The sequence below is a fragment of the Allobosea sp. P5_A5 genome (assembly GCF_056400625.1).
The window spans coordinates 106483-120334 of record NZ_JBFUKY010000006.1 but is presented as its reverse complement, the minus strand read 5'-3'; the positions used below and the strand labels follow the sequence as shown (position 1 = coordinate 120334).

General features: G+C 66.5%; 12 protein-coding genes. 8 read left to right on the top strand and 4 right to left on the bottom strand.

Annotation, left to right across the window (positions count from 1 at the left end):
• Positions 1-123 precede the first annotated feature (123 nt).
• From AC1DR6_RS13810 to AC1DR6_RS13795, 4 genes are all read left to right on the top strand, one after another.
• A complete protein-coding gene (locus tag AC1DR6_RS13810) occupies positions 124-1083 on the top strand; it encodes an ABC transporter permease (protein ID WP_476829814.1) in 960 nt (319 codons plus the stop codon).
• Positions 1049-1990 (top strand): ABC transporter permease, encoded by a 942-nt coding sequence (locus tag AC1DR6_RS13805; RefSeq protein WP_476829813.1) that lies wholly within the window; start codon positions 1049-1051, stop codon positions 1988-1990. Before AC1DR6_RS13810 ends, AC1DR6_RS13805 begins: the two co-directional genes overlap by 35 nt.
• 21 nt (positions 1991-2011) lie before the next feature.
• Positions 2012-3862, top strand: coding sequence for an ABC transporter ATP-binding protein (locus AC1DR6_RS13800; RefSeq protein WP_476829812.1), 1851 nt, complete (start codon positions 2012-2014; stop codon positions 3860-3862).
• 142 nt (positions 3863-4004) lie between these two features.
• Positions 4005-4706 carry a L,D-transpeptidase gene (locus tag AC1DR6_RS13795; RefSeq protein ID WP_476829811.1) on the top strand — a complete coding sequence of 234 codons (702 nt, stop codon included), beginning with the start codon at positions 4005-4007 and terminating at the stop codon, positions 4704-4706.
• 15 nt (positions 4707-4721) lie between these two features.
• Here the strand turns inward: AC1DR6_RS13795 and AC1DR6_RS13790 are convergent, their stop codons facing one another.
• Positions 4722-6104: a TAXI family TRAP transporter solute-binding subunit gene (locus AC1DR6_RS13790; protein ID WP_476829810.1), complete on the bottom strand. Its 1383-nt coding sequence runs from the start codon at positions 6102-6104 to the stop codon at positions 4722-4724.
• Positions 6105-6388: 284 nt separating this feature from the next.
• Here AC1DR6_RS13790 and AC1DR6_RS13785 point away from each other — a divergent pair, with 284 nt between their 5' ends.
• Positions 6389-6592 (top strand): hypothetical protein, encoded by a 204-nt coding sequence (locus tag AC1DR6_RS13785; protein WP_476829809.1) that lies wholly within the window; start codon positions 6389-6391, stop codon positions 6590-6592.
• 111 nt (positions 6593-6703) lie between these two features.
• On the top strand, positions 6704-6958 hold the full coding sequence (locus AC1DR6_RS13780; protein WP_476829808.1) for a hypothetical protein: 255 nt from the start codon (positions 6704-6706) through the stop codon (positions 6956-6958).
• A gap of 6 nt (positions 6959-6964) precedes the next feature.
• Here the strand turns inward: AC1DR6_RS13780 and AC1DR6_RS13775 are convergent, their stop codons facing one another.
• A complete protein-coding gene (locus tag AC1DR6_RS13775; RefSeq protein WP_476829807.1) occupies positions 6965-9004 on the bottom strand; it encodes an NAD(+) synthase in 2040 nt (679 codons plus the stop codon).
• Positions 9005-9264: 260 nt separating this feature from the next.
• On the opposite strand from AC1DR6_RS13775, the gene AC1DR6_RS13770 reads away from it, so the two are divergent.
• Both AC1DR6_RS13770 and AC1DR6_RS13765 read left to right on the top strand, forming a co-directional pair.
• The gene (locus AC1DR6_RS13770) at positions 9265-10941 is read left to right on the top strand and encodes a GMC family oxidoreductase (RefSeq protein ID WP_476829806.1); all 1677 of its coding nucleotides are present in this window, start codon (positions 9265-9267) and stop codon (positions 10939-10941) included.
• A gap of 61 nt (positions 10942-11002) precedes the next feature.
• Positions 11003-11524, top strand: coding sequence for a hypothetical protein (locus tag AC1DR6_RS13765; protein WP_476829805.1), 522 nt, complete (start codon positions 11003-11005; stop codon positions 11522-11524).
• A gap of 81 nt (positions 11525-11605) precedes the next feature.
• On the opposite strand, the gene AC1DR6_RS13760 is transcribed toward AC1DR6_RS13765, so the two are convergent.
• Together AC1DR6_RS13760 and AC1DR6_RS13755 are read right to left on the bottom strand one after the other, a co-directional pair.
• The gene (locus AC1DR6_RS13760; protein WP_476829804.1) at positions 11606-12823 is read right to left on the bottom strand and encodes an MFS transporter; all 1218 of its coding nucleotides are present in this window, start codon (positions 12821-12823) and stop codon (positions 11606-11608) included.
• Positions 12824-12831: 8 nt separating this feature from the next.
• A complete protein-coding gene (locus AC1DR6_RS13755; RefSeq protein WP_476829803.1) occupies positions 12832-13803 on the bottom strand; it encodes a D-2-hydroxyacid dehydrogenase in 972 nt (323 codons plus the stop codon).
• Between the last annotated feature and the right edge of the window lie 49 nt (positions 13804-13852).

The following is a 13852-nucleotide window of genomic DNA, read 5'->3' as shown; positions in this document are numbered from 1 at the left end:
TGCCTCCCCGGCATGCCCACGGCATAGCGGGGTAAGGTTCCGGAAGCCCGCCTGCGTTCGGCCGCAGGCGGGCATTCCCATCCTGTCCAAGTCCGCGGCCTTGCCGCGCATTCGAGATCATTCATGGCGACATATCTGATACGGCGGCTTCTTATCGCCATTCCAAGCCTGCTCGGCATCAGCCTGATCCTGTTCACGGTGCTCGCATTGGCGCCGGGCGATCCCTTTTCCGAGATGGCGACCAATCCGAACGTGCCGCCTGAAGTGCGCGAGGCGATCCGCGCCAGCTTCGGCCTCAATGACCCGATCCTGGTGCGCTATCTGCGCTGGCTGAGCGCCATGGTGCAGGGCGATTGGGGTTTCTCCTTCGCCAGCCGCATCAATGTCGACAGGCTGATCCTGCAGCGCTTGCCGACCACGCTGTTCGTCGTCGGCTCCTCGCAGATCCTGGCGCTTTGCGTCGCGCTTCCCGTCGGCATCTATGCGGCGACGCGGCCCTATTCGGTGTTCGATCAAATCGCCAACACGCTGGCTTTCGTCGGCTTCTCGCTGCCGACCTTCTTCACCGGCCTGCTCTTCATCCTGCTGTTCTCTGTGACACTGGACTGGTTCCCCTTCGTCTATCGCTCCGACATCGCGGCCACGGGCTGGCGCTGGTACTGGGAGATGTTCCGGCAGGCGATCATGCCGATCACGGTGCTCGGCCTGTTCCAGGCGGCGTCCTACACGCGCTATGTGCGCTCGGCCGTGCTCGACGTGATCCGGCTCGACTACGTCACCACGGCGCGCGCAAAGGGTCTGAGCGAGCGCAGGGTCACGCTGCGCCACATCACGCGCAACGCGCTGATCCCGGTCGTGACGCTGGTCGCGCTGCAGATGCCGGCCGTGTTCGGCGGCGCTCTCGTCACCGAGCAGATCTTTCGCGTGCCGGGCATCGGCTCTCTGCTGATCGACGCCATCCTTGCCAACGATACGCCGGTGATCATGGCCGTGACCTTTGTGTTCGCCTGCCTGGTGGTCCTTTTCAATCTCATTGCGGATGTCCTTTATGGCTGGCTCGACCCTCGCATCTCCTTCAGCTGAACCGGCCGTGGCGGCGATCGCCCACGCGGTCGCGGTTTCGCCGGGACGCGAGACGTGGCGCCGGTTCCGGCGGCACAAGCTCGCGATGATCTCGATGTTCGTGCTTGGCTTTCTGGTGCTCGGCGTCGTCGTCGGCCCGTTTTTCTGGCCGATCCCGATCAACGACATCGACTTCTCGGCGCAGCTGCACGGCCCGACCTGGGCGCACCCGCTCGGCACCGATGATCTCGGCCAGGATATCCTGGCGCGGATGATGTATGGCGGGCGCATTTCGCTGGCCGTCGGTCTCGCGGCGATGATCGTGGCCACATTCGTGGGCGTGATCATCGGCGCCTTTGCCGGCATGTCGCGCAAATATGCCGATCCGGCGCTGATGTGGGTGACGGATTTGTTCCTGTCGCTGCCGCAGCTGCCGTTGCTGCTGCTGGTGATCTATCTCTTCCGCGAGCAGCTCAAGGCGGCGTTCGGCGTCGAGGGCGGCGTCTTCGTGCTGATCGTCGTCGTCATCGGCGGCCTGCGCTGGATGCCGGTGGCGCGCCTGGTGCGGGCGCAGTTCCTGTCGCTGCGCGAGAAGGAATTCGTTGAGGCGGCCCGCGCCCAGGGCGCGACCAAAATCCGCCAGATGGTCGCGCATATCCTGCCCAACGCACTCGGCCCCGTGATCGTCGCCGCGACAATCGAGGTCTCGGCCGCGATCATCGCGGAATCGACGCTGTCCTTCCTCGGTCTCGGCTTTCCGCCGGATATCCCGACCTGGGGGCGGCTGCTGTTCGACGCGAAGGACCACCTCGATTCCGCACCGCACTGGGCGCTGTTTCCCGGTGCCGCGATCTTCCTGACGGTTTTGTCGATCAACTTCATCGGTGACGGCTTGCGCGATGCGCTCGACCCGCGCCGCGTCATCTGATCCAGAGTAGGGACTTACATCATGACCTCTCCGATCCTGTCGGTGTCCAACCTGACCACCTCCTTCCGCGTCGAGGGCAAGTGGAAGTCGGTCGTCCGCAACATCTCCTTCGACATCATGCCGAAGGAGACGCTGGCGGTCGTCGGCGAATCCGGTTCTGGCAAAAGCGTCACCGCGCTCTCGATCATGCGGCTGACCCCGCCGCAGTCGAGCAAGATCGAGGGATCGATCAAGCTCAATGGCAAGGAGCTGCTGACGCTGCCGGATTCGCAGATGCGGCACATTCGCGGCAACGAGATCGCGATGATCTTCCAGGAGCCGATGACGTCGCTGAACCCGGTGCTGACGATCGGTTTCCAGATCGCAGAGGCGCTGATCCTGCATCGGGGCCTGTCGCGCTCGGCCGCCGAGGCGGAGACGATCCGGCTGCTGGAGAAGGTCCGGATCCCCGCCGCGAAGTCGCGCTTCCACGAATATCCGCACCGCTTCTCGGGCGGCATGCGCCAGCGCGTGATGATCGCGATGGCGCTGGCCTGCAAGCCCAAGCTCCTGATCGCCGACGAGCCGACGACCGCGCTCGACGTGACGATCCAGGCGCAGATCCTCGAGCTGATCAAGACGCTTCAGGACGAGGAGGGCATGTCGGTTCTCTTCATCACCCATGACATGGGCGTCGTCGCCGAGATCGCCGACCGCACGGTGGTGATGTATAATGGCGACGAGATCGAGACCGGCGCGACCGAGGACATCTTCCATAACCCGCAGAAGCCCTACACCAAGTCGCTGCTCTCGGCCGTGCCGAAGCTCGGCTCGATGCAGGGCAAGAGCCGGCCGATGCGCTTCCCGGTCGTGGACCGCGCCACCGGCACCTCCGACATCCCCACCGAAACGCCGGATACGGTCCAGGCGGCCGAGCGGCCGGTGCTGGAAGTCTCGGGCCTGACCACCCGCTTCGAGATCCGCGGCGGGCTGCTATCGTCAGTCCGTGGCCGCGTTCATGCGGTCGAGAACGTCTCCTTCAGCCTAAAGGCCGGCGAGACGCTGGCACTGGTCGGTGAATCCGGCTGCGGCAAGTCCACCACGGGCCGCTCGGTGATGCGGCTGATCGAGCCGCTCGCCGGTTCTGTCCTGCTCGACGGCGTCGACGTGCTGAAGCTTAGCCAGCATGACCTGCGCGAACAGCGCAAGCGCATGCAGATGATCTTTCAGGACCCCTTCGCCTCGCTTAATCCGCGCATGAATGTCGGCACCGCCATCGCCGAACCGCTGCTGATCAACAAGCTCGCCAACCGCTCGGAGGCGCGCGACAAGGTCGCCGACCTGCTCAAGCGCGTGGGTTTGTCTCCCGACATGGCCAACCGCTTCCCGCACGAATTCTCGGGCGGCCAGCGTCAGCGCATCTGCATCGCGCGCGCGCTCGCCGTGGAGCCGCGCCTGATCGTGGCCGACGAGGCGGTCTCGGCGCTCGACGTCTCGGTCAAGGCGCAGGTGGTCAACTTAATGCTCGACCTGCAGGCCCGCATGGGGCTGGGCTATCTCTTCATCAGCCACGACATGGCGGTGGTCGAGCGCGTCAGCCACCGCGTCGCGGTGATGTATCTCGGCGAGATCGTCGAGATCGGCCCCCGTGTCGCGATCTTTGAAAACCCGCAGCATCCCTACACCAAGCGCCTGCTGGCGGCCGTGCCGATCGCCGATCCGGCCCGCCGCCTGGTCAAGCGTCCGGTTTCCAACGACGAGATCCGGAGCCCGGTGCGGGCGCCCGATTACGAGCCGCCGGTGCGCCAGTATCGCGAAGTCTCGCCCGGCCATGCCGTCATGGTCTGGGGCGAGGAATGGGACAAGAAGGAGCCCGCCGCCGTCGCGGCGTGAGCCGGCTTTCCGGCCCACCATCGACCCGCGGCGTGAGCCGCGGGTTTTTTAATGGGATGGCGAGCAGGTGCATGGCGCGCATCTTTACCCCTGCGTAACGTTAATTGGCGATACCGAGGGCAGACCCCTTCGGGATACCGCCATGCTCAACCGACGCGCCTTTTCACTGTCCGCACTGACTGCGACCGCCGCCGGGCTCGCCGCCTGCTCATCAGGCAGCGTGACGGCGTTGCGCACCACGCCTACGACGGAAAGACGGACTTCGCGCACGCTGTCGAAGCCGAACTATGCCGAGATCTACGGAGCCTATCCGGGTGAGCGCTTCCCGATCGCCGCGATCGACTATAGCCAGATTGATCCGCGCTACCTGCGGCAGACCGTGGAATTCCCCTGGCGCGAGCCTCCGGGATCGATCGTGGTCGATCCCGGCTCCTACCATCTCTACTTCGTCGAATCGGCGGGGGTGGCGACGCGTTATGGCGTCGGCGTGGGGCGTGAAGGCTTCGGATGGTCGGGTGCGGCCCGGATCAACATGAAGCGGGACTGGCCGGACTGGGTGCCCCCGCACGAGATGGTGGAGCGCCAGCCGGAAATCCGCGCCCAGCTCGAGCAGACGCCACGCGGCCTCGGCGTGCGGGGCGGCTCGAAAAACCCGCTCGGCGCGCGCGCGATGTATCTCTTCGGCGAGGGCCGCGATCTCGGCTACCGCATCCACGGCACGCTGGAGCCCGAAACCGTCGGCTCCAACGTCTCCTCAGGCTGCGTCCGGCTGATCAACCAGGATATCGCGCATCTCTATGCGCGCGTCGCTCTGGGCACGCCCGTCACCGTGCTGCCGGTGTAGGCCTGTCGAGCGATATCAGGCCTGCGCCGGCATAGCCGGCGTTTCGGCCTCGCCCTGCCGAGCGCGCAAGCCCTCGGCCACGGTGGCGTTGGCCGCATCGATGGCCACCGACACGGCCATCAGCACCTGGGTCTCCGGATTGCGCAGGCGGGTATAGTCGACGACATCGGCAGCGAGGTCGTTGATCTCCGCGCTCAGCGCGTGCAGCGCCGCGCTATCGCCAGCTGAGCGCGCATCCAGCCGGATTTCCAGCAGGCGTTCGATGATGACGTCGATCCGCTCGCGCCGCAGCCGCTGCACCCGCTGGTGCAGCCATGCCAGGCCCGACCAGAAGCCGCCGCCGACCAGAGCGAGCAGGTAGACGCTGTCGCTGTAGCGATCCATGAAGCTGCGCTGCTCACGCTCGTAGAAGTCGATCGCGCCGGGGTGGATCGGCAGCCGGGCGCTGGTGGCCGCCGCCGTCGTGTCGTAGCTCGGTGCCAGCATGTAATTCGCGGCATCCGTCTTTTTCGCAAGCGCCGAGCGCAGCTCGAACAGGTGCTGGGTGATGTCGGCGGCGGTGTTCCGGTCCAGCGAAGCGCGCGCCATCAGCCGATAGGAGGCCCCGATCGTCTTGATGTCGTCGCCGGGGATTTCCGGCCGCCCGCCGAACAGGCCGCCCTGCATGGTGACGGCCTGCAGAAGCGGCATCCGTTCGATGATCGCGTCCTCGTCGGTGACATCGACGAAGGCGACCTTGCCGTCGGGACTTGCCGAACGGACGATATCGACCAGCGCGATTGCCTTGGGGGCAGAGGCCGCGATGACGCTGACGACGGCGTCCACCTTCTTCGTGCGCAGGGCATCGGCCAGCTCGGCCTCGGTGACCGAGACGAGGTAGACCGTGTCGGCCGGCACAGGCCCGCCCCGGTTCGTCGCTTCGAGCGTCAGGCCGTAATAGCTCATCACCCGCTTCAGGATCTCGAAGTCGGCGTCCTCATGTGCGACGATTCCCAGACGTTTGCGGTCGAGCTTGGCGAAACCGTCGATGCCGGATTTCGCCGGGGACGCGATGATCATCGCCTGATCGCGCAGGATCGCCAGCGTCAGGGCGTTGCTCGGCAAGGACACGTCGGGGCGGACGACGGCAAGATCGGCACGCCCGTCCTGCAGCGCGGCGGCACTCTCCTCGACGCCGTCGAAGGGCAGGATCTTGAGACGGACATTCATGCGGGCGGAATCGAGCGCGTCGGCATAGGCCTTGATCAACTCGGGCTCGGTGCCGTCACGAGGCGCGACCGCGATGGTCAGAACCGTCGCCCGAAGCGCATAGGACGCCGCGATCGCCGCGCAGGCGAGCAAAAGCGCCGCCGCCATGAACAGCATCTCTCGCCTGTAGAGCCAGCTGGGAAGCGACATATCAGAACCCGATCGGAGGCGGTGGCTCGATCAGAACGCAAGGCATCGCGCCGGGGTCCGTAAGGTCAGCGAGAAAGGGCTGACGCGCCCGGCGAAAGCCAGCGGAATTGGACGCATCTCCTGACCGACCGTAGCCGGCGGGCTCATCCGTGGCTCTGTGCATGCGGCGATAGGGCCGTCGTCATGGCCGGCCATCGATGGCGCCTTGAAGTTTCTCTCCGTGCAAGTGCAAAGGATGGTACTCTGCCTCTCAGCTTCGATGCTGATGCACGAAGGAGCAAAGCATGTCTCATCATCACGCCATCGGCGAAGAAGTCCATCTGGCTTTCGGATTCTTCGATAAGCATGCCGTCGGCACTTACGGCATCGTCAAGCTGCTGCCCTCGACGATGGGCGGCGAGCCGCAATATCGCATCAAGGGCAAGGACGGGCGGGAACGTGTCATTGGAGAAGCGCAGATCGCGCGCGGCGAGGATGCCGCCACGTAGGACCGACCTCCAGCCCGCAACCCGATCCCCGACGTGTTGAAGCGCCTGCGCTCGACGCGATAGCCGCGTCGGGATCGCTCAAAGCCACCCTCTCCACAGGCATATCTCTCCATGGCCGAACGACGCGAACTCTATCGGAGCCCAAACGGCGATTGCTGGTATCTGGGCCGAGAGCCGGAAAACGGCGACGCTTTCGTCATTCACCAGCCCAACGGCCCCTCAGGCGGGCAACTCAACCATATCGCGCTGAGCGCCTTTCTCGACGAGGGCAACAAGACCCGGCCCGAGCAACGCGCCCTGCTGCGACTGATCGCGACGCTTGTCGACGTTCCGCCCTATGGCGAGCGGGGGCGGAAGGACGATTAGGCCCGCTTAACCGGGTATCCGCTCCCAATCCGTCAGCCACGCTGCCGCCGACGCATCGCTCGGCGCGCGCCAGTCTCCGCGCGGCGAGAGCGAGCCGCCCGAGGACACCTTCGGCCCGTTGGGCATGGCAGAGCGCTTGAACTGGCTGGTCTCGAAGAAGCGGCGGATGAAAACGTTAAGCCAGCGCTTTATTACCGGCAGATCGTAGGCGACGCGCTTGGCCTCCTCCATGTGCGGAGGCCAGCTTCCCGTTTTCGCATCCGCCCAGGCGTGCTCGGCGAGGAAAGCGATCTTGCTTGGCCTGAAGCCGTAGCGTGTGGTGTAATACAGGTTGAAGTCCTGCAAGGCGTAGGGGCCGACGAAATCCTCGGTCTTCTGCGTTGGCTTGTCGCCCTCCCCCGGCACCAGCTCCGGCGAGATTTCGGTGGCGAGGATATCGAGCAGGACATCCCTCGCCTCCTCGCCAAAGCGGCCGGACTGCGCCACCCAGCGGATCAGATGCTGGATCAGCGTCTTCGGCACCGAGCCGTTGACGTTGTAATGGGACATCTGGTCGCCGACGCCATAGGTGCACCAGCCCAGCGCCAGCTCCGACAGATCGCCGGTGCCCATCACCAAAGCGTTGTTCTTGTTGGCGAGGCGAAACAGCACGGAAGTCCGCGCCCCGGCCTGCACATTTTCAAACGTAATATCGTAGAGCGGCTCGCCGGCAGCGAAGGGATGGCCGATATCGACCAGCATCTGCCGGCAGGCCGGCGTCATGTCGATCTCTTCGGCGCTGACGCCGAGCGCGCGCATCAGCCGCCAGGCATTGTCCTTGGTGCCCTGGCTCGTGGCGAAGGCCGGCAGTGTGTAGGCCAGGATATTGCTGCGGGGCAGCCCCAGCGCATCGAAGGTGTGGGCCGCGACGATCAGCGCCTGCGTCGAATCGAGCCCGCCGGAGACGCCGATCACCACCTTGTCGAGCTTCGTGCTGGCGAGCCGCTGGCGCAGGCCATGCGACTGGATGTTGTAGGCCTCGAAGCAGAACTCGTTCAGCCTGGCATCGTCGCTGGGCACGAAGGGAAAGCGTTCGACGACGCGTGCAAGGCCGAGGTCGCTTTCGCGGTCGGGCTCCAATGCAAATGCGATCCGCCGGAAATCGAGCTTGCCCCGATGGGCGTCGATGCTGTCGCCGAAGGTGTTCTGGCGAATGCGGTCCATCACCAGCCGCTCGAGATCGATATCGGCGAGGATCAGTTCAGGCTCGGCCGCGAAGCGTTCGGCCTCAGCCAGCAGCGCGCCATTCTCGTAGATCATCGCCTGCCCGTCCCAGGCGAGATCGGTGGTGGATTCGCCGGTGCCGGCGGCGGAATAGGCGTAAGCCGCGATGCAGCGCCCAGAATGGGCTTTGCACAGCGCATGGCGCCATTCCGACTTGCCGATGGTGACGTTGGAGGCCGAGAGATTCAGCAGCACGGTCGCGCCGGCCATCGCGGCGTAGGAGGATGGCGGGATCGGCGTCCAGACATCCTCGCAGATTTCCATATGCACGACGAAATCCGCGACATCGGATGCCTGGAGGAGAATATCCGTGCCGAAGGGCACCGCCTGGCCGCAGAGATCGATGTCGCGCGCGCCGGCCCGCTCGCCCGAGGCGAACTGGCGGCGCTCGTAGAATTCGCGGTAGTTTGGCAGATAAGTCTTCGGGATCGCTGCCAGGATGCGGCCGCGATGGATCGCCACGGCGCAATTGAACAGCCGCCCTTCGACCAGTAGCGGCGCGCCGATGACGGCCATGCAGCCGAGCGTTCTACTTTCCTCGACAATTCGTCCCAGCGCAGCCTTCACGGCGTCGAGCAGGGCATTCTGCAGCAGCAGGTCGTCGATCGCATAAGCGCTGATGCCGAGCTCGGGGAACAGGCACAGCGAGGCGCCGCGCTCATCCGCCTGCCTGATCATGGCGAGCGTCCGGTCGGCGTTGAAGGCGGGGTCGGCCACCTTCACGCGCGGCGCCGCGCAGGCGATGCGGACGAGCCCGTGCTCGTGAATGTTGCGGAAGCTCATGACTACTCCGACAGGCCTTCGCGTCAGGGCTTGGCCGCGAGACCAAGACTTGGCCGCGAGACCTAGCGCTTGGCTGCGAGATCTTGCCCGCTTATCGCGCAGGCGGCGGCATCGACGCAAGGCAGGCGACCGCACGGTGGCACCGCCTTGTCGGCATGGTCCCAACGTCGCATGCCCGGCCGATTGCAGGCGCGCGCCGGAAGGGGCTATCGCTGATCGCCACGAGAGCGGCATCGGCCGCCGCGATCCGGGAAACGCCGATGTCATCTCTAAAGCACGCCGCCGCGCCCTCCGACCGCCGCTCGATCGGCAGCTTCGATTATGTGGTGATCGGCGCGGGCTCGGCCGGCAGCGTCGTCGCCAACCGGCTGGCCTCCGACCACAAGCACAAGGTTCTGGTGCTGGAAGCCGGCGGCAAGGACGACTGGATCTGGTTCCACATTCCGGTCGGCTATCTCTTCGCGATCGGCAATCCCCGCGCCGACTGGCTGTTCAAGACGGAGCCGCAGGCGGGCCTGGGCGGGCGGGCGCTGGCCTATCCGCGTGGCAAGGTGGTCGGCGGCTCGTCCGCCATCAACGCGATGATCTATATGCGCGGCCAGGCGGCCGATTATGACGGCTGGCGCCAGCTTGGGCTGACCGGCTGGGGCTGGGACGATGTCCTGCCCTATTTCCTGAAGCATGAGGACCATATCGCCCCGCCTCCCGGCGGGCTGCACAAGGCCGGCGGGGAATGGCGCGTCGAGAATCCGCGCGTGCGCTGGGCGATCCTCGACGCGCTGCGCGATGCGGCGGAGGCGGCCGGCATCGCCAAGATCACCGACTTCAACACCGGCGACAACGAGGGCAGCGCCTATTTCCAGGTCAACCAGCGGCGCGGCCGCAGGCTTTCGGCCTTCAACGCATTCCTGCGGCCGTTGCTCGACCAGCGCGACCGCGACAACCTCCGAGTGGAAACCCGCGTCCATGTCGAGCGCATCGTCTTCGCGGATGGCCGGGCCGTGGCGGTGGAATTCACGCATGGGCTGGGCACGCCGTCGGAGGAGAAGCTCAGCATCGCGGTCAGCGGGGAGGTCGTGCTCAGCGCCGGCGCGGTCGCCTCGCCACTGCTGCTGGAGCGCTCCGGCATCGGCGGGGCCGAGCGGCTGCGCGGGCTCGGTCTCGATGTGGTGGCGGACGCGCCGGGGGTCGGCGAAAACCTGCAGGACCATCTTCAGATTCGGCCGGTCTACAAGGTGCAGGGCATCCGCACGCTGAACGGCGACTACGCCAAGCTGTGGCGCCGGCCGCTGATGGCGATGCAATGGGCGGCGCTGCGCTCCGGGCCGCTGACGATGGCGCCCTCGCAGGTCGGCGCCTTCGTCAAATCCTCGGCCGAGTATGCGACGGCGAACCTGCAATATCATTTTCAACCGCTGTCGCTCGACAATTGGGGCGCGGGGCTGCACCCATTCGACGCCTTCACCGCCAGCGTCTGCAATCTCAGGCCCACTAGCCGTGGCAGCGTGCATCTGCGCTCGGTGGATGTGCATGATACGCCGGTGATCTCGCCGAACTATCTCGATACGCGGGAAGACCGGCAGGTCGCGGTCGACGCGCTCAAGCTGACCCGCAGGATCGTGGCGCAGGCGCCGCTGGCGCGCTATCGTCCTGAAGAATATTCGCCGGGCGCTGCCGCGCAATCGGACGAGGCGCTGCTGGAAGCGGCAGCGCAACTCGGCACGACGATCTTCCACCCGGTCGGGACCGCCAAGATGGGCCGGGACGACGACCGGATGGCGGTGCTGGACGAGAGGCTGCGCGTGCGCGGCGTGCGGGGCCTGCGCGTCATCGACGCCTCGGTGATGCCGGCTATTACCTCCGGCAACACGGCCAACCCGACGATGATGATCGCCGAGAAGGGCGTGGCGATGCTGAAGGAGGATGCGCGGGGATGAGCGGCGCGACCCACCACCGGCCTTGAAACGCCACAAATCGCCGCTTTAATCTGCGAACGCCATGTCCGAACCGATCCCCACCCCGCCCGCACGCGGCTTCATCCTGCGCGGACTGCATAAACTCCTGCGCGGCGTGCTGACCGTCTTCATCGTCATCGACGAGCTGTTGCGGCCGCTCTATCGGCCGCTGCTGCGCCGGATCGCTGGCCTGAAGGCGATGCGCAAGCTGGAGGCGTTCGTCGCCGGTCTGCCGCCGCATCTCGTCCTGGTGGCGTTGGCGGTCCCCTTCGCAGTGGCCGAACCGTTGAAGATTTTCGGGCTCGTGCTGTTCGCGCGCGGGCAGTTCTGGCCCGGCCTCGTCGTCACCGCCTTCGCGCATCTGATGAGCTTCGTCTTCGTCGAGCGGATCTATCATGCCGGGCAGGACAAGCTGATGACCTATCGCTGGTTCGCCTGGATCATGGAGCAGGTCATACGCGTGCGCGACACCGTGCTCGGCTGGGCACGGACGACCCCGGCCTATGGCTTCGCCATGCGCACGCGCGATGCGGCGCGGCGCTGGTGGAAGACGGTGACGGCTTAGAGTTTCGGATCGAAACTCTAAGCTTTTTGATATTGCGTCGTCTTGTTCCGAAAACCGCGTTCCACTTTTCGGGCCGACGCTTTAGCGCCCAGCCGTCCGCGCGAGCACGAGCAGCGCGACCGCCGCCAGAGCCGAAACCGTCGCGAGGAGCAACGTCGAAGCGCCGACGCCGGCGCGCTCCAGGGCAATGGCGAAGACAAGAGGCGCGGCCGCCTTGATGACGAGACCCGGCGCCGAAAGCCGCCCCATCATCGCGCCGAAGCCGGCCGGGCCAAAGAGCTGCAGCGGCACCGTCCCGCGTACGATCGAGCCCAGGCCCATGCTGATCCCAAAGGCGACGGCGAAGGCGCCTGCCACCGCAGGCACCGACCCGCCGGCGACGAGAAGCAGCAGGCCGAGCGGCATCAGGCCGGCCGAGACCCAGGCGGTCGTGACGGGTGGCACCGCGCGGCCGAACAGCATCTCGACCAGACGCCCCGCCACTTGCGAGGGACCGATGGCCGCACCGATGCCGACGGCGACTGAGGCGGCGAGCCCGAAGCCGTGTAGCAGCGTCAGCAGATGGACGGAGATCGCGGAGATGACGAAGCCCTGCAGCGAAAAGGCGAGCGCCAGCAGGACGAAAGCGCGTCGGCGATCGGCCCCTGCGAGGTAGACCGGTTCATCGACTGCGTCGGCCGCTGCTGCGACGGGGATCGCACCGGTCGGCGGGCGCCGGAGCCGCCCCGGGAGAACCAGCAGATGAAGCGGCGCGCAGATCAGGACCTGCGAAAGCCCGTACAAGCGGTAGATGCCGCGCCAGTCGAGCCAGGCGAGGAGCGCGCTGCTCAAAGGCCAAAACAGGGTGGAGGCGAAGCCGCCAATCAGCGTGAGCTGGCTGATGGCGCGCCTCGCCTGCCCTCCGGCGCGCGCCTGGGTCAGCGCGGCAAAGGCCGCGTCATAGAACACCGCCGTGGTGATGGCCTGCAGCGCGACCATGGCCGCGACATAGCTCGCGATGCCCTGGGCCTGCGCCAAAGCCAGCAGCGACAGGCCGGCCAGAACGGACCCGGCCGTCATCACGAGCCGCGTGCCATGGCGGTCGATCAGGCTGCCGGTGACCGGAGCCACCGCGCCGCCCAGCAGAAGCCCGACCGCGAAGCCACCGAAGGTCCATTCCGGCGGCCAGCCGAACTCGGCGGTGATGCGCGGCGCCAGCACGGTGAACGAATAGTAGAGCGCGCCGTAGCCGACGAGCTGCGTGGCGCCAAGGGCCGGGATCAGCAGCGGGCCGCCGGGGCGGAGCAGGCGCGGCGACATGCGACTACTCAAACGACGGGATTGCGCAGCACCGGCTCGCCCCGTCGCAGGCGGGCGAGATTGTCGATCAGCAGGTCGACGACGTGGCCCTCATAGGCGCGGGTTTCGCCGGCACTGTGGGGCGTGATCAGCACCTGCGGCAGCGTCCAGAACGGCGAAGCCGGCGGCAGCGGCTCGTCATGGAAGCAATCCAGCCCGGCGCCGGCAATCCGGCCGGATTGCAACGTTTCAAGCAGCGCCGCCTCGTCCACGACGCGCCCGCGCGCGACATTGATGAGGACAGCCGACGGCTTCATCGCGGCAAGGATCTTCGCGTCGATGAGGCCCTCCGTCTCCGGCGTCAGCGGGCAGGTCAGCGCCACGACATCCGCCTGCGCCACCACCTCGGCGAGTTGATCCGGCCGGACGACGGCCTCGACATGCGCGGCCGGCTCCGGGCTGCGGCGTATGCCGATGACGCGCATGTCAAAGGCCGAGGCGAGCTTCGCCAGCCGCAGGCCGATGCGGCCGAGCCCGACGATGACAAGCGTCTTGCCGCCGAGTTCGTCCTCGCGGCGGTCGCGATCGCCGATCATCGGGCGCCAGTGTCGCGCCATTTGGTTGTCGCGGGCGAGAGGAAGCTGGCGAGCCAGCGCGAGGATCAGCGCCATCGCATGCTCGGCCACCGCCCGCTCATTGCTGCCCTGTGCGCTGGCGAGCCGGATTCCGGCCTCTTTCAGCGCTGCCTTGTCGAACTGGTCGGTGCCGGCGCTGATCGACTGGATGAAGCGCAGCTTGGGCAAGGAGGGCAGCAGTTCGTTGCGCCAAAGGCCGGAGACCACGAGCACGTCCGCCGCAGGCGCGCGTGCCTTAAGCTCCTCGACCGTGCGAACCTCGAAGCTCCCTGCCTTCAGGCCGCGCGCGACATAATCGTCGCGCAACTGATAGGCGGCATGGGCGAAGCCGATGGTGAGCGCTTCGTCCTCGGGCAGGAAAGCCATGGGTGTCGTGCTCCTTCGGTCACCCGGGAGATGAGACGGTGCCGTTCGA

Bases quoted from the DNA above. Each gene is read 5' to 3' on its own strand.
- AC1DR6_RS13770 (WP_476829806.1), top strand. From the start codon at position 9,265: ATGTCATCTCTAAAGCACGCCGCCGCGCCCTCCGACCGCCGCTCGATC.
- AC1DR6_RS13760 (WP_476829804.1), bottom strand. From the start codon at position 12,823: ATGTCGCCGCGCCTGCTCCGCCCCGGCGGCCCGCTGCTGATCCCGGCC.
- AC1DR6_RS13805 (WP_476829813.1), top strand. From the start codon at position 1,049: ATGGCTGGCTCGACCCTCGCATCTCCTTCAGCTGAACCGGCCGTGGCG.
- AC1DR6_RS13775 (WP_476829807.1), bottom strand. From the start codon at position 9,004: ATGAGCTTCCGCAACATTCACGAGCACGGGCTCGTCCGCATCGCCTGC.
- AC1DR6_RS13810 (WP_476829814.1), top strand. From the start codon at position 124: ATGGCGACATATCTGATACGGCGGCTTCTTATCGCCATTCCAAGCCTG.
- AC1DR6_RS13785 (WP_476829809.1), top strand. From the start codon at position 6,389: ATGTCTCATCATCACGCCATCGGCGAAGAAGTCCATCTGGCTTTCGGA.
- AC1DR6_RS13790 (WP_476829810.1), bottom strand. From the start codon at position 6,104: ATGTCGCTTCCCAGCTGGCTCTACAGGCGAGAGATGCTGTTCATGGCG.
- AC1DR6_RS13795 (WP_476829811.1), top strand. From the start codon at position 4,005: ATGCTCAACCGACGCGCCTTTTCACTGTCCGCACTGACTGCGACCGCC.
- AC1DR6_RS13765 (WP_476829805.1), top strand. From the start codon at position 11,003: ATGTCCGAACCGATCCCCACCCCGCCCGCACGCGGCTTCATCCTGCGC.
- AC1DR6_RS13800 (WP_476829812.1), top strand. From the start codon at position 2,012: ATGACCTCTCCGATCCTGTCGGTGTCCAACCTGACCACCTCCTTCCGC.
- AC1DR6_RS13755 (WP_476829803.1), bottom strand. From the start codon at position 13,803: ATGGCTTTCCTGCCCGAGGACGAAGCGCTCACCATCGGCTTCGCCCAT.
- AC1DR6_RS13780 (WP_476829808.1), top strand. From the start codon at position 6,704: ATGGCCGAACGACGCGAACTCTATCGGAGCCCAAACGGCGATTGCTGG.